General features: G+C 68.2%; 19 protein-coding genes and 1 pseudogene. 8 read left to right on the top strand and 12 right to left on the bottom strand.

The window, feature by feature from the left end:
* Positions 1 to 9: 9 nt before the first annotated feature.
* From IF67_RS0124740 to IF67_RS41985, 3 genes are all read right to left on the bottom strand, one after another.
* Positions 10 to 525 carry a hypothetical protein gene (locus IF67_RS0124740; protein ID WP_030989170.1) on the bottom strand — a complete coding sequence of 172 codons (516 nt, stop codon included), beginning with the start codon at positions 523 to 525 and terminating at the stop codon, positions 10 to 12.
* Between the two features lie 770 nt (positions 526 to 1,295).
* Positions 1,296 to 1,649, bottom strand: coding sequence for a hypothetical protein (locus IF67_RS0124735; protein WP_158713161.1), 354 nt, complete (start codon positions 1,647 to 1,649; stop codon positions 1,296 to 1,298).
* A 61-nt stretch (positions 1,650 to 1,710) separates the two neighbouring features.
* Positions 1,711 to 1,908, bottom strand: a complete 198-nt coding sequence (locus IF67_RS41985; RefSeq protein WP_030989166.1) for a helix-turn-helix transcriptional regulator — start codon at positions 1,906 to 1,908, stop codon at positions 1,711 to 1,713.
* Between the two features lie 199 nt (positions 1,909 to 2,107).
* Between IF67_RS41985 and IF67_RS0124725 the strand changes: the two genes are divergently transcribed.
* Together IF67_RS0124725 and IF67_RS45190 are read left to right on the top strand one after the other, a co-directional pair.
* On the top strand, positions 2,108 to 3,382 hold the full coding sequence (locus IF67_RS0124725) for an APC family permease (RefSeq protein ID WP_030989164.1): 1,275 nt from the start codon (positions 2,108 to 2,110) through the stop codon (positions 3,380 to 3,382).
* Between the two features lie 321 nt (positions 3,383 to 3,703).
* Positions 3,704 to 3,961 carry a PAS domain-containing protein gene (locus IF67_RS45190; RefSeq protein WP_030989162.1) on the top strand — a complete coding sequence of 86 codons (258 nt, stop codon included), beginning with the start codon at positions 3,704 to 3,706 and terminating at the stop codon, positions 3,959 to 3,961.
* Positions 3,962 to 4,212: 251 nt separating this feature from the next.
* On the opposite strand, the gene IF67_RS0124715 is transcribed toward IF67_RS45190, so the two are convergent.
* Positions 4,213 to 4,674 carry an ArsI/CadI family heavy metal resistance metalloenzyme gene (locus tag IF67_RS0124715; protein ID WP_030989160.1) on the bottom strand — a complete coding sequence of 154 codons (462 nt, stop codon included), beginning with the start codon at positions 4,672 to 4,674 and terminating at the stop codon, positions 4,213 to 4,215.
* Positions 4,675 to 4,704: 30 nt separating this feature from the next.
* Complete coding sequence (locus IF67_RS0124710; RefSeq protein WP_158713160.1) at positions 4,705 to 4,962, bottom strand: hypothetical protein; 258 nt, start codon at positions 4,960 to 4,962, stop codon at positions 4,705 to 4,707.
* Between the two features lie 89 nt (positions 4,963 to 5,051).
* On the opposite strand from IF67_RS0124710, the gene IF67_RS0124705 reads away from it, so the two are divergent.
* A complete protein-coding gene (locus IF67_RS0124705; protein ID WP_030989157.1) occupies positions 5,052 to 5,420 on the top strand; it encodes an ArsR/SmtB family transcription factor in 369 nt (122 codons plus the stop codon).
* 50 nt (positions 5,421 to 5,470) lie between these two features.
* Positions 5,471 to 5,751: pseudogene (locus IF67_RS45185) on the top strand (GNAT family N-acetyltransferase); the annotation flags it as partial.
* A 120-nt stretch (positions 5,752 to 5,871) separates the two neighbouring features.
* On the opposite strand, the gene arsB reads toward IF67_RS45185, so the two are convergent.
* The gene (arsB, locus tag IF67_RS0124695; protein ID WP_030989154.1) at positions 5,872 to 6,981 is read right to left on the bottom strand and encodes an ACR3 family arsenite efflux transporter; all 1,110 of its coding nucleotides are present in this window, start codon (positions 6,979 to 6,981) and stop codon (positions 5,872 to 5,874) included.
* Positions 6,978 to 7,292, bottom strand: a complete 315-nt coding sequence (locus tag IF67_RS0124690) for an ArsR/SmtB family transcription factor (RefSeq protein WP_030989152.1) — start codon at positions 7,290 to 7,292, stop codon at positions 6,978 to 6,980. Before IF67_RS0124690 ends, arsB begins: the two co-directional genes overlap by 4 nt.
* Before the next feature lie 296 nt (positions 7,293 to 7,588).
* Between IF67_RS0124690 and IF67_RS0124685 the strand changes: the two genes are divergently transcribed.
* Positions 7,589 to 8,008, top strand: a complete 420-nt coding sequence (locus tag IF67_RS0124685) for an arsenate reductase ArsC (protein ID WP_030989150.1) — start codon at positions 7,589 to 7,591, stop codon at positions 8,006 to 8,008.
* A 36-nt stretch (positions 8,009 to 8,044) separates the two neighbouring features.
* Here the strand turns inward: IF67_RS0124685 and IF67_RS0124680 are convergent, their stop codons facing one another.
* Positions 8,045 to 9,064, bottom strand: a complete 1,020-nt coding sequence (locus tag IF67_RS0124680; RefSeq protein ID WP_051818556.1) for an ArsR/SmtB family transcription factor — start codon at positions 9,062 to 9,064, stop codon at positions 8,045 to 8,047.
* Between the two features lie 247 nt (positions 9,065 to 9,311).
* On the opposite strand from IF67_RS0124680, the gene IF67_RS0124675 reads away from it, so the two are divergent.
* Positions 9,312 to 11,057, top strand: coding sequence for a helix-turn-helix domain-containing protein (locus IF67_RS0124675; RefSeq protein WP_030989147.1), 1,746 nt, complete (start codon positions 9,312 to 9,314; stop codon positions 11,055 to 11,057).
* 166 nt (positions 11,058 to 11,223) lie between these two features.
* Here IF67_RS0124675 and IF67_RS40440 read toward each other — a convergent pair whose 3' ends face one another.
* Positions 11,224 to 12,123, bottom strand: a complete 900-nt coding sequence (locus tag IF67_RS40440; RefSeq protein WP_051818553.1) for a murein hydrolase activator EnvC family protein — start codon at positions 12,121 to 12,123, stop codon at positions 11,224 to 11,226.
* Positions 12,124 to 12,493: 370 nt separating this feature from the next.
* Here IF67_RS40440 and IF67_RS0124665 point away from each other — a divergent pair, with 370 nt between their 5' ends.
* A complete protein-coding gene (locus tag IF67_RS0124665; protein ID WP_234341308.1) occupies positions 12,494 to 12,784 on the top strand; it encodes a hypothetical protein in 291 nt (96 codons plus the stop codon).
* 374 nt (positions 12,785 to 13,158) lie between these two features.
* Here IF67_RS0124665 and IF67_RS0124660 read toward each other — a convergent pair whose 3' ends face one another.
* On the bottom strand, positions 13,159 to 13,782 hold the full coding sequence (locus IF67_RS0124660; protein WP_030989142.1) for a TetR/AcrR family transcriptional regulator: 624 nt from the start codon (positions 13,780 to 13,782) through the stop codon (positions 13,159 to 13,161).
* Positions 13,783 to 13,910: 128 nt separating this feature from the next.
* On the opposite strand from IF67_RS0124660, the gene IF67_RS0124655 reads away from it, so the two are divergent.
* Positions 13,911 to 14,861 carry an alpha/beta fold hydrolase gene (locus IF67_RS0124655; RefSeq protein WP_030989141.1) on the top strand — a complete coding sequence of 317 codons (951 nt, stop codon included), beginning with the start codon at positions 13,911 to 13,913 and terminating at the stop codon, positions 14,859 to 14,861.
* 357 nt (positions 14,862 to 15,218) lie between these two features.
* On the opposite strand, the gene serB is transcribed toward IF67_RS0124655, so the two are convergent.
* The gene (gene serB / locus IF67_RS0124650; RefSeq protein WP_030989140.1) at positions 15,219 to 16,445 is read right to left on the bottom strand and encodes a phosphoserine phosphatase SerB; all 1,227 of its coding nucleotides are present in this window, start codon (positions 16,443 to 16,445) and stop codon (positions 15,219 to 15,221) included.
* 93 nt (positions 16,446 to 16,538) lie between these two features.
* Positions 16,539 to 17,447: a LysR family transcriptional regulator gene (locus tag IF67_RS0124645; RefSeq protein ID WP_199812775.1), complete on the bottom strand. Its 909-nt coding sequence runs from the start codon at positions 17,445 to 17,447 to the stop codon at positions 16,539 to 16,541.
* Positions 17,448 to 17,775: the final 328 nt, after the last annotated feature.

Genomic DNA, 17,775 nt, shown 5'->3' with positions numbered 1-17,775 from the left:
ACACGCTGTTCACGCCGCCGCCAAGCCGCGGGCTGCGGAGGAGGTCAACCGGTAGGCGCGGTAGCGAATCACCACCAGCCGGGTCACCGCCTGGGCCAGCGCCATCATGACGAAGGCCGCAATCCACGCCTGGGCCGATGAGATCTGATGGTGACGGCTGAAGTTGGCGATGGCGTCGCCGGCGCCGTGGTCGTCAGCGAAGGCGAAGCCCATCCGGAACGTCATGCCGAAGACCCACAGAGCTGCGGCAACGAAGCCCGCCTTGGCGTGGACGCCGTCGGCCTTGCGGCGAAGGTGCGTGGTGAGCCCGCAGAGCGCTCCGAGAGCGGCTCCCGAGCCGGCCAGGACCAGTTCAAGGACGAGGTCGTTGCCGACCGTCGGCACCGACCGCAGGTAGTACACAGCAGTGGCGCCGACCAGCACGACCGGGAGCACCAGGTTGATCAGATCCAGGCGGCTACCACGCACCTGGCGCACGACGAGTAGGACGAGGATCCCGTTGACGCAGTAATCGGTGATGTTCACGGCGCCAAGACTGCTTCGACCACAGCCGCCAATCGTCGGCCCCTGGGTTCAGCAGCGGGTTGATAAGCGCCTCCACCCACGGGTTGATGGGGTGTGACCGACCTCTGCGTCATTCGGCAGGAAGGGCCGTGAGTTCACATCCCGCCACTGCGACGGAGGCCACGGCTTGCGCTGCGCACCCGGGCCTGGCCGATGATTCGTACCCGCAAAGCAAACAAACACGTATCCCGTGACGTGAGACCGCACTCACCCGTCTCCGGCCCCTTTCCGCACCCAGCTCCCAGCCGTGCCCTAATCGTGCCCACAGGAGCGGTGAACCACGGTCAATGATGGTCCGACCGCGCTGCTCCGCCATCGGTCCGAACAGGGCGTTTACGCAGGTGAGAGATGTCAGGGGAGCCACAACGCCAGTGATTCCCAAGCTCAGAGCGCGGGTTCGATTCCCGTCACCCGCTCCATAGCGAACCCCCAGGTCAGTGATCTGGGGGTTGCTGATTGCCTAGACCTTTTGCGGGGCGGCGTGCCCTCCACGTGCCCCAACTCTCCCGACCGCTCAGCCCGGCCAGTACAAGGCGAGCCAACTCCTGACCCTGCAAGCCAGGGGTGTCTCACATCGCAAGATCCGCTTTTCGTGGTCTGCGCCACCTTTTTGTGCAGGGTCGTAAATGCGCAGGGTTGAAAGGCGGTTGGCGGCCGACAGCGTCTACCCCGCCCACCCCGGAGCGGCGAGAGTGCACAGGCGACACCCCCTACAGCTCAGCAAGACGGATTCATTCACCCTGACCAGGGGTCGACTTGTGCCCGGCCCGGATGTACGCCGCTGAGGAAGCAGCGTACGTAATGCCGCCCACTGCACTCAGCCACGTGAACGGGCCACTGAGTTCACCGCGGACCAACTCGTAGAAGGTGCCGCACACGAGCGCGAGCATCAGCACATTCCCGGTCATCGCCCCAGCCCGCATATTGACCATGCGGCGCCGTTCGTCCTCCTCGTACCCGCTGAGCTGCGCGGCGACATCGCTGCGCCCTGCGGACAAGCTGACGGTCAATCCGTACCCGATGATGATCACTGGCAATGCGACAGCCATGGCAATCTCGCCACGCACCGCCATGATCACCGCCATCACTGCACCCGCGGCCACGGTCAGCGCGAGGACGGCCCACCGGGACGCCGCGCGAGAGGTGCTATGCGTCCTCGGCATGGAAGATCTCCTCAACGGTGAGCCCGAAGTGTCGGGCAATTCGTATGGCCAGCGGTAGCGACGGGTCGTAGCGGTCCTGCTCAATGGCGTTCACTGTCTGCCGGGAAACGCCTAGTGCCGCACCCAATGCTTGCTGGGAGAGTCCCTGAGCGCCGCGCAGCCGGCGAACCTCATTCCGCATGGATGGAAAGTAAGCTTTACATCGAGCCGTGTCAACGGTCAGCCGTGCCTGCATCGGCGGCGAGCGTCTACGGAAGACTTCCGCACCGGCGCCCACCCGCGCTCATGAGCTGCTCCCCGGCCGGACACCTTGCTCCGCTACCGTGCGCCGAGGTCCCTGTTCGGGGTGCGGTCCGTAGGGCTCGACTAAGGAGTGAACGATGAGTGCGGCGCGAACCCCAACCGGGACAACCGAGTTGAAGCGGCGCCTGACTGTGTCCGACGCCGTGGTGATCGGCCTGGGGTCGATGATCGGGGCAGGAATCTTCGCCGCCCTCGGCCCCGCGACCGGTGCCGCCGGCTCCGGGCTGCTGGTCGGCCTGGCACTCGCCGCGATCGTGGCCTACTGCAACGCCACATCATCAGCGCAACTGGCCGCCCGATACCCGGAATCCGGCGGCACCTACGTCTACGGCCGCGAACGCCTCGGCAACTTCTGGGGCTACCTGGCGGGCTGGGGCTTCGTGGTCGGCAAGACCGCCTCCTGCGCGGCGATGGCCCTCACCGTCGGGTCCTACGCATGGCCCGGCCAGGCCCACGCGATCGCCGTAGCCGCCGTGGTGCTACTGACCGGGCTCAACTACACCGGTGTCCAGAAGGCCGCGTGGCTGACCCGCCTCATCGTCGCCGTCGTTCTGGCGGTACTGGCAGCCGTGGTCACCGCCTGTCTGACCGGCGGGTCCGCCGAAGCCGCGCGGCTGGACATCGGTGCCGACGCCACCGCGGGCGGCGTCCTGCAGGCGGCCGGACTACTGTTCTTCGCCTTCGCCGGATATGCCCGCATCGCCACACTCGGCGAGGAGGTCCGCGACCCGCAGCGCACCATCCCCCGCGCCATTCCCATCGCGCTGGGCATCACCCTCGTGGTGTACGCGGCCGTCACCGTTGCGGTCCTGGCCGTGCTCGGCGCCGGCCGGCTCGCCCAAGCCGCGGCACCACTGACCGAAGCCGTGCACGCGGCCGACGCCCCGGGCCTGGCCCCGGTCGTGCGCGTCGGCGCGGCCGTCGCCGCACTGGGTTCCCTGCTGGCCCTGATCCTCGGCGTCTCCCGCACCACGCTGGCCATGGCCCGCGACCACCACCTGCCTCACGCCCTGGCCGCCGTCCATCCCCGCTTCGGCGTCCCGCACCGCGCCGAACTCGCCGTCGGGACGGCAGTCGCACTGCTCGCCGCTACCGTCGATGTGCGTGGCGCGATCGGCTTCTCCTCCTTCGGCGTGCTGGCCTACTACGCCATCGCCAACGCCGCCGCCTGGACGCTGAGCCCCAACGAGGGGCGTCCGCCCCGCCCAGTTCCCCTGATCGGCCTGGCCGGCTGCGCGGCCCTCGCCTTCGCCCTGCCCCTGGCCTCGGTCATCTCCGGGGTGGCGGTCCTGATGGCCGGCGCTGCCGTCTACGGACTACGGAAGGCCAGGAGCGACGCCTTCCCACACTGACGCGCCCCTCTGAACGACAGCCGGTATCGAGCCGAGCTGCACGGCCGGCCTCCCTCGGCGACTGATCAGCAAGCCAGTCGATGGTGCCGACCGAGCCGAGGACCATCGCGGCGACCGGTACGGCCATGGGGATCTTGGAGAGGATCCGGCCGGGGGCGATGCAGAAGATCAGCGGAGGAAGAAGCGGCGAGAAAGGCGGACAGCCGCGTCCTGGCCCCGTTTTTGACGTTGATCACCGTCTGGCCCATCACGCGCAGCCACCCATCCCGCCGACGAAGCCGGCCGATTGGGCTGGCGATCCTCGACACTGGTCTGCGGTACGTGGCGGTCAACGCTGCCCTGGAACGTATCCACGGCATACCCGCGAAGGATCACCTCGGCCGGCACTACCGCGAGATCATGGCCGGCACGAAGTTCGAGGTGCCCGAGGCCGCGATGCGGGAGGTCCTGACGACCCGGATTCCCATGGTTGACCAGTCCACCATCGTCGGCCGCGTCCCCGGCGACCCGGACCAGCACGCCTGGTCGGGACCTCCTGCACGCTGTGGCGGCTGTCCATCCGAGCGCGACAGAGGATGACAACCGGTGACCAGCACTACCGAGCGTAGTCTCCTCCGGTCCGCAGTCGTTTCGCTGTGCAGCCGCAGGTCAGGCCGGGCCCCCACGCCAATTGATCCCCAAGTGGCGCGAAGGCGCGGCGCTGCCGATGGCGTCGTGATCATTCAGTCGCGGTAACTGGCTCTGACCTGCATGGCGGAGAGCACGGAGTTGACCAGACGGACGGTGATGCCTCAAGGCCCACGGCCTGTCTCCGACCCGCTGGCGTGATGTCAGCAGCAGGCGGCGGTGGCGGGTTCGTCGGCGCTGACGTCGTCGGTGGCCGGGGTGGCGCAGCAGGTACTGCTCTCCTGCCTGGCAAGGGAGTTGGCATCGGCCTTGACGACGTACACCTCCCAGGGCTCCTTTCCCGGACCGTGAACCCAGACCTTGTCCTGGAGGGCGTAGCAACAGGTGGTGTCGTTCTCCTCGTCCGTAGTCAGACCTGCGGCGGCCAGCCGTGCGGTGGCGGCGTGCACGTCGTCGGTGTTTTCGACCTCGACACCGAGGTGGTCCATGCGGGTGTCCTCGTCCGCGTCGCCTTCGAGGAGAACCAGCTTCAGCGGGGGCTCGGTGATGGCGAAGTTGGCATAGCCGTCACGGCGCTTGGCGGGCTCGGTGTTGAAGAGCTTGCTGTAGAAAGCGACGGACGCGGCCAGGTCAGGGACGCGAAGGGCGAGCTGTACGCGGGACATGGCGTATCTCCTGATGGGTGAGGTGAGGTCTTAGCAGCCGCCGCGTGCGGCGGGTGTTCCGGTGCCAATCTGGAGGGTGCTCGGGACCGCGCAGCAGCCGGCGCCCTCCTGGGGCGTGGTGGTGTCGGGCTCGTCGAAGAGGCCGGCGCCGCCGGAGAATCCGGTCTCCGGGACAGCCGGCTCGACCCACTCGGCGGCCGCCAGGCCGACGGGACCGTCTCCGATCACGACGACGGGAAGCTCGGCGGTGGGTGCGTCCACGGCCACCCCCTTCCCCTGCTTCGACATTTGTCGATATCTGACACGGTCCAGCATGGGCCTTGAATCGACGTTCGTCAACATAGACAGTCGTCGAATCCCTGTGGAGAATGGAGGGCATGTCCACTACGAAGGCGTTGCCGGTGCTGGAGCCGGAGGGCGTGATGCCGTGCTGCCCGCCGCTGACCGAACGGCCGATGAGCGCAGAGGAGTCCGAGCGGGCCGCGAAGATGTTCAAGGCGCTCGGTGACCCGGTGCGCCTGCGCCTGTTCTCGGCGGTCGCCTCGCACGAAGGGGGCGAGGCATGCGTGTGCGACATCTCCGATGTCGGCGTCTCGCAACCGACCGTCTCCCACCACCTGAAGAAGCTCAAGGAAGCCAGGCTGCTGACCTCGGAGCGGCGCGGGACGTGGGTGTATTACCGCGTGGAACCATCGGTACTTACCGCGATGGGCCAGCTCCTCACGAACACGTCCGCGGCGCCCTGACCATCTTCAGCACAGAGGGGGCCAGCAGGGAGTCCAGCCACACCGACCCGTTGAGCGCGGTCATCGTTCCGCTGACCGCCGAGCACGCCGACGGCGTCCTGGCGATCTCCAGGCAGGCATCGACGAAGGCAGCGCCACCTTCGAGACGACCGGGCCGACCTGGGACGCCTTCGACGCCGCGAAGCTGCCCGAGCACCGGTTCACCGCTCTCGGCACGGACGGGGCCGTGCTGGGCCGGGTCTCTGCCACTCAGGTCTCCGACCGCTGTGCAAACGCCGGGGTGGTTGAGCACTCCGCGTACGTCCATCCCGAAGCGCGAGGCCCGGGTATCCCACAGCGACCTCCTTGAGGTCGGCCACGCTCGCGTACAGACCCCTCTTCTCCCCGGACCCGCCCATGCGGCCGCCCGGTCGGCCGGTCCGCCCCCTCTGGCACGGACCGGCCACTCAGGTCACAACTGCGGTGCCTCGGCGCGGGCGGCGAACTTCCGGCGCCAGGCCAGCGAGACGTACACCAGCGCCACCAGCACCGGAACCTCGATCAGCGGGCCGACGACGCCCGAGAGGGCCTGCCCGCTGGTGACGCCGAAGGTGGCGATGGCCACCGCGATGGCCAGCTCGAAGTTGTTGCCGGCGGCGGTGAAGGCAAGCGTGGCGGTGCGGTCGTAGGTGAGACCGATGGCCTTGCCGAGCAGGAACGGGCCGAACCACATCAGGCCGAAGTAGACGAGCAGCGGCAGCGCGATCCGTGCGACGTCCAGCGGCTGCGACGTGATGGTCTTCCCCTGCAGCGCGAAGAGGATGACGATCGTGAACAGCAGCCCGTACAGCGCCCAAGGGCCGATCTTGGGCAGGAAGTTGGACTCGTAGCCCTCGCGCCCCAGCTTCTTCTCGCCGATGCGGCGGGTCAGGAAGCCGGCCAGCAGCGGCACGCCCAGGAAAATGACGACGTTGAGGGCGATCTTCCACATCGAGATGTCGAGGTGCTGTCCGTCACCGAGGCCGAGCCAGCCGGGCAGCAGGTCGAGGTAGAGCCAGCCGAGCAGACCGAACGCGATGACCTGGAAGACCGAGTTCAGCGCCACCAGCACGGCGGCGGCTTCGCGGTCGCCGCAGGCCAGGTCGTTCCAGATGATGACCATGGCGATGCAGCGGGCCAGGCCGACGATGATCAGGCCGGTGCGGTATTCGGGCAGGTCCGGCAGGAAGATCCAGGCCAGCGCGAACATGACCGCCGGGCCGAGGATCCAGTTGATGACCAGCGACGACACCATCAGCCTGCGGTCACCGGTGACCGCGTCGAGCTTGTCGTAGCGGACCTTGGCCAGCACCGGGTACATCATGATCAGCAGACCGACGGCGATCGGCAGGGAGATCCCTCCGATCTCCACCTTGGCCAGGGCATCGTTCAGGCCGGGGATCAGCCGCCCCAGCCCGAGGCCCAGCGCCATCGCGGCGAGGATCCACACCGCCAGGAAGCGGTCCAACGTGGAGAGCTTGGCGACGACCGAGTCTCCGTCAGGCTCCACACATGGGGTGGCGGTCGGTTCGGTGCTGGTCACGGGCAGACCCTCTTCTTCTCGGCGGCTTGGGTCTCTCGGGCGGCAGCGGCGAGGGCGGTGAAGGAGCCCGCCACGGCTTCGATGACCTCCGGCCGGAGCTTGTAGTACGTGAAGCGCCCGCACGGCTCCGTCTCCACCACCCCGGCCTCACGCAGCACGCGCAGGTGGTTGGAGAGGTTGGTCTGCTTGGCGCCGGTCTCCTCGACCAGGTGCGTGGTGCACAGGGTCTCGTGGGCGAGCAGGGTCACGATCTGGAGCCTGAGCGGGTCGGCCAGCACCCGCATCAGGTCAGTGTCGACTGACGTCATCATGGACTGATACTGTCACATCACTTGAGGCTGACACCAGTCCAGGCTGACCCTTGGAGCCCGTCGAAGGGGTTCTCATGACCGCATCTCCGTCACCGCCTCCCCTCCTGCCGGACGAGAGGCCGGCCGCCGGCGCCGCCCGTCTCGGCCCGTAGCGGACCCCGACGGCGCCCCGATCGCCGTTCTCCGAAGAATCCGTGACGAGCTCGACGGCCACGTCACCGACCTCCTCAGCACCCTCTCCGACGCCTGAGTCGTCCGCCCTCCGCGGGACCTGCTGATCGCAAAGGAAGATCCACATGCCCTCAAACCCCGCCGCGTCCGTCCTGTTCGTCTGCGTCCACAACGCCGGGCGCTCGCAGATGGCCGCCGGATTCCTCTCCCACCTCGCCGGAGACCGCGTCGAGATCCGCTCCGCCGGATCCCTCCCCGCTGACCAGGTCAACCCCGCCGCCGTCGAGGCGATGAACGAGGTCGGCATCGACATCGCCGACCAGAAGCCGAAGATCCTCACCACCGAGGCCGTCCAGGCGTCCGACTACGTCATCACCATGGGCTGCGGCGACGCCTGCCCGGTCTTCCCCGGCAAGAAGTACCTCGACTGGGCCCTGGAGGACCCGGCCGGCCAGGGCATCGAGGCCGTCCGCCCGATCCGCGACGAGATCAAGACCCGCATCGAGGCGCTCATCGCCGAGATCGACGCGAAGCCGGAGGCGTGAGCACCGTGACGGACACGGACGTGCGCGAGATCATCATCATCGGCTCCGGCCCCGGACGCTCCGGCCGATCGCCCCGGGCGGCCGGGCGGTGCGCCGGCCGTCGAGCAGTGCCAGGCCCACCGGAGTGAGGCTGTGATGCACGCAGTTGCGCAGGCGATTGCTGGAGATCAGGCCGGCGCTCCGCAGGACGGCCGCATGCTCACTGGCGGAGGAGAGCGAGACTCCGGCGCGCCGGGCCAGTTCGCTTGTGGTGCATTCGCCACCGAGGGACTCCAGGACAGCGGCCCTGGTATGTCCCAGGAGCCGCGCGAGGTGCGGGCCCTCCGCGGCGGACGGCGGTGTCAGGCCGGACCCTGCGGGGCGTGCCGGATAGACGAGGGTCGGCGGCAGGGACGGGTCGGCCAGTGCGACCGGCGTCCGGTGGCAGAAGTACGACGGAATCAGGAGCAGCCCCCTGCCCTCCAGGTGTAGGTCAGTGTCGACCGGATAGTCGGATTCCAGGACGGGCGGCCGCCAGCACAGAGCGGGCCCGAAGGTGCGCAGCATCGCGTCGGTGCCGCCGTACCACTGGGTTCGCGCCCGCCAGGTGCGGTCGGCCTCGATCCGCGCGCGGATACGCTGCCACGACGTACCGAGGGCGTGGTGCCGGTAGTCGCGCAGGGCTTCCCCGAGGCGGTGGAGCACGGGCGACGTACCCTCCGCGACCGACCGGACCCAGGGATCGATCGGCCGTTCCACCGACAACTGCGAGATCTGGCCGCATAATTGGGCACGCGGTGTCGACAGCAACGCGTCGAGTCCCACCTCGAACCCTTCCGCGCTCTCAGCGGGGGTGAGGAAGTCCGGGAAATAGCCACGGACGGGAACCAGAGGCACGAGCAGGCGCAGCGCGGCCCGGCAGTTCCTGACGACATGTCTCTGCCAGCGGGCCATGGCGGGGTCCGACTGGCGTTCCCGTAGTTGGTGCAGGCTCAGTACGGATTCCCAGAGCGGATCAGGGCCGTCAGCAACACGTGTACGGGCCAGGTCTCCGGCCGAGAAGTGGATGCGCAGCATGTGTCCCCCTGTGCGGAACGCGTTCACCGCTCCCCCTGAGCGGCGCCGTCGACACCGTCATGGAAGCAGCGACTGTCGACGTTCGTGCTGTGACCTTGCGGCGACGGCGGGTTCCAAGGCAAGAAGAATCGGGGAGATGGGACAACGGGACGCCGGAACGGGCCTCAGCTGCCAGGTTTTGGCCCAGTGGGACGGGACGAGGGCGCGCGTCCCACGCCCAATGGGGAATCGGGACAATGGGGGTGCGGTGTCGTCCGATACGGGAACGCAGGAACCGTCGGAACTGGCCGAGCTGCTGGAGGAACTGAAGCAGCGCAGCGGACGCAGCTATACCGCGCTGGCCCACCGCACCGGCCTGAGCCGGTCCACTCTCCACCGCTACTGCCAAGGCATGACCGTCCCGGGCAGCTTCGGCGCGGTCGAGCGGGTGGCGCGCGTCTGCGGGGCGAGTCCGGCTGAGCTGGACCGGCTGTACCGGGTGTGGTCGCGGACGACCGCCCAGGAGGCCCCGGACGGCGACAAGGAGCTCCCGGACCACGAAGCGGACGAGGAGTACGGGACGGCCGCGGGAGCGGATCTGCGCGCGGCCGGCGCGAGTGAGACCGATGCGAGCCAGGGCGCGCGCAGGGCCCGGCTGCCGCTGCCTCGCGCACCCTCCTTGCTGCGCGCAGCGGCACTGCTGCTCGTCCTTGTTGTCGCCTCCGTCGCGAGCGGGGCCCTGATCATCGGCAGTGAGGACAGCGGCGGCGGGAGGAGCTCAGGTACGGGCACCGGGCGCGGGAGCCGGGCCCCCGCCGGTCAGCAGCTCAAGGGGCCGCTCTGGTCCGTCACGCCGCGCCGGGTGCCGCCGGAATTCTTCGGGCTGACGATGAACACCGATACGGGAGAGATGCCTGCTTTTCGCACGGGTGCCGTACGCCTGTGGGAAAGCGGGACCCGCTGGGGCACCATCGAACCCCGGCGCCACCACTACGACTGGTCAGTCCTGGAGCGGACGGTCAAGTCTGCCGAACGGCACAGACTGCCGGTCCTTTTCACCCTCTCCGGCACGCCGCTGTGGGCGGCCACGGGCGGCCGTAAGTCCGCCTACGGCGATTCGCTGGCCTCGCCCCCGGCCGACCTCACGGACTGGGACCACTTCGTGAAGAAGGTCGCCACGCGCTACCGCGGCCGCATCGGGTCGTACGAGCTCTGGGACTATCCCAGCCACCCGCTGCACTACGCCGGGAGCATCGCCGTCCTGGCGAAGATGGTCGAGCGGGCGGCCGCGATCATCCATCGCGCGGACCCCGGGGCGCTGGTGGCCTGCCCGTCCTTCGGCGAACTGTGGGAGGAACGCGGCCGGGAGCTGTTACGGCAGTTCGCGCGCACCGGCGCGTACGAGAGCTGCGACGTCGCGGCGCTGAAGATGCCGCCGCACAGGGCTGACTCGCCGCCGGAGGAGATCATCGATCTCGCACGGAATGTGCATGACCTCTTGTTCAAGGAGGGCCTGAGGGAAATCCAGCTGTGGAACACCGGACCGGACAGGAGCGTCGCCGTCACTCTGCCGCTGGACGCCCGCCACGCCCGCGACTACGCGGTGCGCTTCTACCTGGCGGGGCTCTACAGCTGGCATTACGGAATGCGGCGGATGTACTTCTACAGCTGGGGGAGCACTGGCGTGCCACTCGTGGTGCAGCCTGTCGGCGGGCGCCCCACGGAGGCCGGGCTGCGCATGGGCCGGCTGCGGCAGTGGCTGGACGGCGCCCGGATCGCCGCCTGCGGACAGGGCGCGCAGATGGGCCTGCCGGAAGGCGCGTACACCTGCCGCTTCGAGCGGGACGGCAAGCCGTTCTTCGTGCGCTGGACCACGAAGGGGCGCGCGGACGTGTCCGCGAACGAGGGCACGTACCGCCTGCGTCACATGGACGGCAGGACGGTACGCCTCCAGGCTGGTGACCGGATCAGCTTTGGCGAGGAGCCGGTGCTGATCGAATCCCGCGCGGGATGAGAACCCAGGGGTCACATTCCGTCAGTAGTGCACGCGGGCCCCGACCGCGCGGGTGGACATGCAACGCCTGCCCGGAACATACGGAACTCCCATCGGGGCCCCTGTGCACGGGGACCCCGATGGAAGGGGCCGACCGCGCCTCAGCGCAGTCGAGAGAGGCTCAACCTCACTTCGTACAGCCCTTGAGCTGCTTGACGTACGTGGTCGACGACCGCACCCACGCGCCCTTGCCGTCCGCACCGCCACCGCCGTCCAGACGGCGGTAGAGCTTTCCGTCGGGCTTACGGGTGTGGTTGCAGCCCAGCATGACCGTCTTGCCCTTCTTCAACTTGCCGTAGGACTTGTACTTGGTGCCGGCCCAGGCACGCTTGTTGACGGACTTGACCACCTTGAACGGTGCCCACTTGGTCGGCTTGGGGGCCGAGCAGGAGTGGGAGACCTCGTTCTTCCAGGTGTGGCCGGCGCCGTTGTACGTCATCGGGTAGAGGCTGGCGGTGCTCCGGTGCGCCCCGCCGTCTGTCCCTCCCCAATGGTCCGCGTTCTTCTTGCCCTTGGCGACCTCGAAGTGCAGGTGGGGGTGGCCGTTGGCGGTGGGGCCGTCCTTGCCGACGGTGCCGATCTTCGTGGTGCGCTTGACCTTGTCGCCCTTGCTGACGCTGCGCGACTTCAGGTGGAGATAGGTCGTGTAGTAGCCGCCCTTGTGCTTGATCTGGATGGTGTTGCCCGAGCCCTGGGCGAAGCGGGTGGAGAAGACGACCTCGCCGGCGGCTGCGGCCTGTACCGTCTTCCCTTCCGCCTTCGCGTTCCCCTTGTCGATGTCGAGGGCGGGGGAGTGGGAAGCGGCGCCGGAAGACACCCGCCACTTCGTCCCGCAGGGGAACGGCAGGAAGAGACGGGGCTTGGCGGCTGCGGCGGACCGGCCGTCCTGAGCGCTCTGCGCGGCGATCTGACTGCCGGTGGTGTGGGCGGGTGTGTTGCTTCCAGCCATGGCGGCGCCGGTGCCCAGAGTTCCCCCTGCCAGGGCGAGGGCGGTAACGCCGATGGACAGGCGTGTGCGGTTGTTCATCGTGAGTTGTCCCCGTAGTACGCCCGGTGGGCGGTGGGCGCGATCCCGGCGCCGCTTTGTATGGCGGCGCAAGCAAGACGCTAGAGAGGCTCAGCGCACGGCAGAAGGTGTTTCGGGCGGGGCCGAAGCGGCTTTATCAGTGGGCCCCGCTATGCCTGTATTCGCCGTCCAGCCCCTGCCCAGGGCCGCCTCCCAGCCGCTCCGCTTCCGCTGCCGGACGCCGCCGGCCGAAGACCGGGGCGGTGGTGAACTCGCCTTGGTCGACGGCAAGTGGCTACTGAGGAGACCGACGAGGTGGGTGTGCCCGGCCTTGGTCGCCGAGCCATGAGACGGAGACATTCCGGAGGGCAGGGTCACCTCGTACCCGACCGTGAAGCTCGGCGACGTCGACAGCGCCGCACTGCCGCACTCGAAGAAGGACAACCCCGGCGGCAACAAGCACCTCACGCTCCAGCCCGGCGGCAAGGCATACACCGCGGTGAACCTCTTCGACTACGGCTCGAAGAACCACACGGCGCAGTCGTTCGCCCTCGCACTGCGCGGCGCGGACGGCCACGACGGCCCCTCCTACTCGGTCGACCTCCAGGGCGAGAAGACCCAGTTCAGCTGGAACGAGGCCGATGTGCTGAACTGGAACACCAAGAAGCCGTACGACTTCTGACGGCCCGTCGGACAGTGACGCTTCACCGCCTTCCAGCAGGTCTACGGCCGGCAACTCGCAAGGCTTCCCGGCGACCAGCGACTCGGCGACTCGGCAACTCGGTGAGATCACCGGAAACCGCCCGTTGCCCCCCGCTCGCGCCACCCTGTCCACCCATGCGCTCAACTGGCCTACCACACCACTCAGTTACAGGCGAGGGGCGGGCACGGCATCGCATCGGCGGCCTCCTGACCCGGAGCGCCGGTTCGATTCCCGTCACCCGCTCGACAGTTGAGGCCCAGGTCGATGACCCGGGACTTCTTCTTTGCTGAAGATCTCGGAGCCGTGTGCCATGCGGGTGTCACAAGTGCCGTAGCAGTGCGCCAGATTGGGTCCTACCCGGCCGCCGGCGTCTCGACGGTCGCGAAAATCCGGTCGAGATGGTGCCGGAGCACCGCGATGGCCGACTCCGGACTCCGCTGGCCCACGAGGATGCTGGTGCCCATGGTCGCCGTCATCGCGAGCAGGCTGATCGCCTCCGTGCGCGCGTCGATGCCGGGATCGGCCGGACCTGACGCCCGGGCCTGTTCGAGCAGGCCGGTCAGGACGTTCTCGGCGGCGTCGGGTTTGTCGATGAAGGGCTGGGCGGCCAGCGCGTCGTCGGTCACGGACAGGACCGAGTAGGAGCTGTAGAGGAGGTGGAAGGTGCGGCTCTCCTCATCGGTCGGGAGGGAGGCCAGCAGCAGCGTCTCAACGGTCGCGCGGGGACCCGGGTCCGGACCGGCGGCGGCCAGGCGAGCGCCCACCCGTGCGGTGAAGCGGTCGGTCAGGTGCTGGAGCCCGTGGAAGAGCAGCTTCTCCTTGGTCTCGAAGTAGTACTGCACGAGTCGGAGGGATACGCCGGCCTCCGCGGCCACGTCGCGCATGCCGACGGCGTGCAGTCCTCGACGCCCCGCGACCTGGATGAGCGCCTCGGCGATCTGGGCGCGCCGTTCCTCGTGGTCCACGCGCTTTGGCATGTGCCGGTGTCTCCGCCCGTCGGTGTTGGGTTCGCGGTCCGGATCAACCCGGACTCCTTGATGGTACCGCTGTACCATCATCATGGTACCGTCGTATCACGAAGAACGGATCTTCCCGGAGGTGCCCCGTGCCCGAGAACACGACCCGTGTGCGCCGCGATGTCGGCCGCTACGTGAACGACGAGCTGCGCGAGCGCTACTTCGCCACCTGCGACGCCGTCTACGCGATGGGTGCGCCCGCCCGCTCCGAGACGGACGTCGAGACCAGCTTCGGCACCACGCACGTCTACCGGTACGGCCCCACGGACCCGGCAGCCGACTCCCGTACGCCGGTGGTCCTGATCCACGGCGCGGGCTACTGCTCGGCGATGTGGTACCCCAACACCCCCGCGCTCAGCGCCGAACGGCCCGTCTACGCGCTCGACACCCCTGGCGACGCCGGACGCAGCATCCACCGCGAGCCCATGTGGCAGCCGGAGCGCGCCGCCCAGTGGCTCGACGAGGCGCTCGACGCACTCGGCCTCGACCGGGTCCACCTGGTCGGCTCCTCGTATGGCGGCTGGCTGGTGCTCAACATGGCCCACCGCCGGCCCGGACGGCTCGCGTCGGTCACCGCCCTCGACCCCGGCGGCCTGGAGAAGGTGGGCCTGCGCTTCTTCGCCTGGGTCTTCGTCAGTCTCTTCGCCAGCTTCGCCCCCAAAGCCCTGCGCCCACGCCTCGCCTCCTGGCTGGAGCAACCGGTCATCGCCGTTCCCGAGTTGCGGACGTGGATCCAGGCGGGCGCCCGCGCCTTCCGGATCCGCCGCCCCGCGCCGCTGCCGCTGACCGAGGACGCGCTGCGCTCCATCCGGACCCCGCTCCACCTCATCATGGGCAAGCGCAGCCTGCTGGTACATCCGCAGCGGCAGCTGGAACGGGTGCCGCGACTGATCCCCGGAGCCCGCGCCGAGATCATCGCCGCGACGGGCCACGGCCCGCAGATCGACCACCCCGACGTGGTCAACGCCCGGATGCTGAGCTTCATGGAGGACGTCGACTCCCGCGACCCGGCCGAGGCCGACGGCGTGGTCGACGCGTAGGGCTCGCGGCTGGGAAGACTCAGGTACGGCCGCGCAAGCAGGAACACCCGCACAGGCGTGGCGGCTGCAAACCGCAAGCTCCTTGCAGGAACCCCGGCCACAGGCTCCTGGCAGGGAACCCCCGGCACGTCAATCGCCCGTCTCAGCGCCAGTGAACGACGCCGGGAGCTACCTGCTCCGCGGTGTACCCCGACCCATAAACCAACCCCGCCCATGCCCCATCCGTGCCCTTCGAAGCGGTGAACCTCGGTCGATGCGGGGATGGGCAGACCCCGCAATAGCTCCTTCGAAGGCTGTTCTCGCAGTGCCGTCTATGCGGTTGATGAAAAATGGCGGGAAGCCTTGGAGCAATTGGCGTCAGTGAGCCACAAGGACTTCGTGGCTCTGTGCAACTTCCGCCTCTGCACGAGGAATCCCGAGCAGATAGAGGAGAGAATCCAGGAAGGGCACGCTCAGCGTCGCGGGCGCCGCCGCGCGCACGATCGGCTTGGCGTTGAAGGCCACGCCCAGGCCGGCCGTGTTCAACATGTCGAGGTCATTGGCGCCGTCGCCGATCGCCACGGTCTGCGCCAGCGGCACGCCGGACTCCCGCGCATACTGCGTCAGCAGCCGGGCCTTGGCCGCGCGGTCCACGATGTCGCCGACCAGCCGTCCGGTGATCCTGCCACCCTGTATTTCCAGCGTGTTGGCCGCGTTGTAATCGAGGTTGAGGTGCTGGGCGAGATAGCTGGTCACCTGCATAAAGCCCCCGGAGACCACCCCGACCCGGTAGCCGAGCCGCTGCAGCGTGCGGACCAGGGTGAGAGCGCCGGGCGTCAGCCGCACCTGTGCGCGCACCTTGTCCACCACGGAGGCGTCCAGCCCCGCCAGGAGTGCCACCCGTGCGCGCAGCGACTCCTGGAAATCCAACTCCCCGCGCATCGCCGCATCGGTAATCGCCGCTACCTGTTGGCCGCATCCGATGTGCTGGGCGAAAAGATCGATGACCTCGTCCTGGATGAGCGTGGAATCGACGTCCATCATCACCAGCCGACGAGCCCTGCGGGACAGCCCGGCCTCCGATATCGCAAGGTCCGCTCCCACCTCCCCGGCCATGGCGGAAAGGCCCGCGCGCAGCAGCTTCGTATCCACTCCGGACACCAGGAAGTCGACCGCGGTCACCGGGCGTCGGGCCAGCGGTGAGATGCGCTCAATGGTGCCACCCAGGCCGGTTATCTTCGCGGATATCATCGCGGTGGTGCGCGCACTGAGCGGATGGCCGACAACGGCTACATGCGAGCGCTGCCGCTCGTACGAGGGCTCATCATCCATGCCGTGACTGGGAGTTACCTCCGCATGTAATTCGCGGGAAACCGCCCAGTCATGGACGGCGGCGCGCAGCCGTCCCTCCGCATATCCGTCGGCCTTCGGGGTGGTGATGTGGGCACACAGCGTGATGTAGTCCCGGGTGCGCATCTTTTCTACGTCGACGACCGTTGCGTCGAATGCGGCCAGCTGTCTGAACAGACTCCCGGTGATCTCGGGCTGGTCCCTGCCAAAAACACTGACGAGCATGGTGGAAGTACGTGCGGCGCAGCCCGGCATGGTCCGCGGTCCTTTCAGCTGTGAGGGAAGAGTTCCCCGGATATCCGGTATCCGGGGAACCGATGTCCGGGCGCCGCCACCCGGTAACAGTGTTCAGGCGGCTGCGGCGGTCCGGGCCGGCCCCTGGAAGGCCGTCCGGGTGTGGTGCTCGGCGAAGGCGTCCTGGGCCAGCTCGGTGAACTGTCGAGCAAGTGGGTGGGCACCCTGAATCGGGTGCAGCATGGTCAGCGGAATGGCCGGCGCGTCGGCAATCGGAATGAACCGGACGTCCGGGTGGAGGCGGCGGCGGAGCACCAGTTCCGGGACGACGCCAACACCCTTTCCGGCAGCAATCAGTTCGAGCCATTCATCGAAGTTTCCACAGTCGATGATCGACGACGGGCGGTTCTCTTCCGGCCAGTCCTCGACGCGAGTGATGCCGCTCACGGTGTTCATGACGAGGGAATGGTGGGCGAGTTCGTTCCAGTACAGCTGATTTCGCCTGGATAACGGCAAACTGCATGGCACCGCGGCCGCCCGGCGCTCCTGGCCCAGCCGTGTCACCCGCATACCCCTGGCCGCGGGATCGATACGTAACAGCGCGACGTCCACGGCCCCTTGGTCGACCCCGGCCAGCGTTTCGTCGCGTCGTACGAGCGAGACGCCGACTCCCGTCTTCGCTTCGAAGCGGGAAACGGCGTCTTGTATCCAGCCGTCCGGAAGGAGCCAGGTGAACCCCAGGCGCAGTACGGAATTGCCTGTGTGGGAAGACAGAGCTTCTTCGAGGCGGGGGAGCAGCACGCGCAGATCGTCACGGAGCCCCCAACCTGCTGGACTGAGATGCACGGATCGCGTCGTACGCTCGAACAGCTGGACTTTCATGGCTTCTTCAAGACGATGAATGCTGCGGGTGAGACTGGGCTGATTGGTTTGCAGCGTGATTGCCGCTCTGGTGAAACTGAGTGTTTCCGATACCGCGAGAAAAGCTCGCAGGTGGCGGATCCCCACGTCGGTCCAACTCACCACAGTCCCCCTTTTCGTAGCGATACGCCGCCGACAGGGGCGACGTCCGGTTCGAGCTTAGGAAGCGAGTGGGGAGCGTGGAAGACTGGGACCCAAACGACACCTCGCCTTACATCCAAGGGCTCGGTGGGTGTGGGTGGCATGCTTCCTTCGATACCGCCGGTACCTCTTCCGGCGTCTGTGGGCTCAGTCGACCCAGCGCAGCACCTAGGTTTCCATCATGGTCGAGATCCAGATTCCCGCTGACATCAAGCCCGCCGACGGACGCTTCGGCGCGGGCCCCTCCAAGGTGCGTACGGAGGCGCTCGGCGCCCTCGCCGCCACCGGT

This window comes from Streptomyces sp. NRRL S-1813 (assembly GCF_000719605.1).
Taxonomy (GTDB): Bacteria; Actinomycetota; Actinomycetes; order Streptomycetales; family Streptomycetaceae; genus Streptomyces; species Streptomyces decoyicus.
This window is presented reverse-complemented; position numbering and strand designations above follow the sequence as displayed.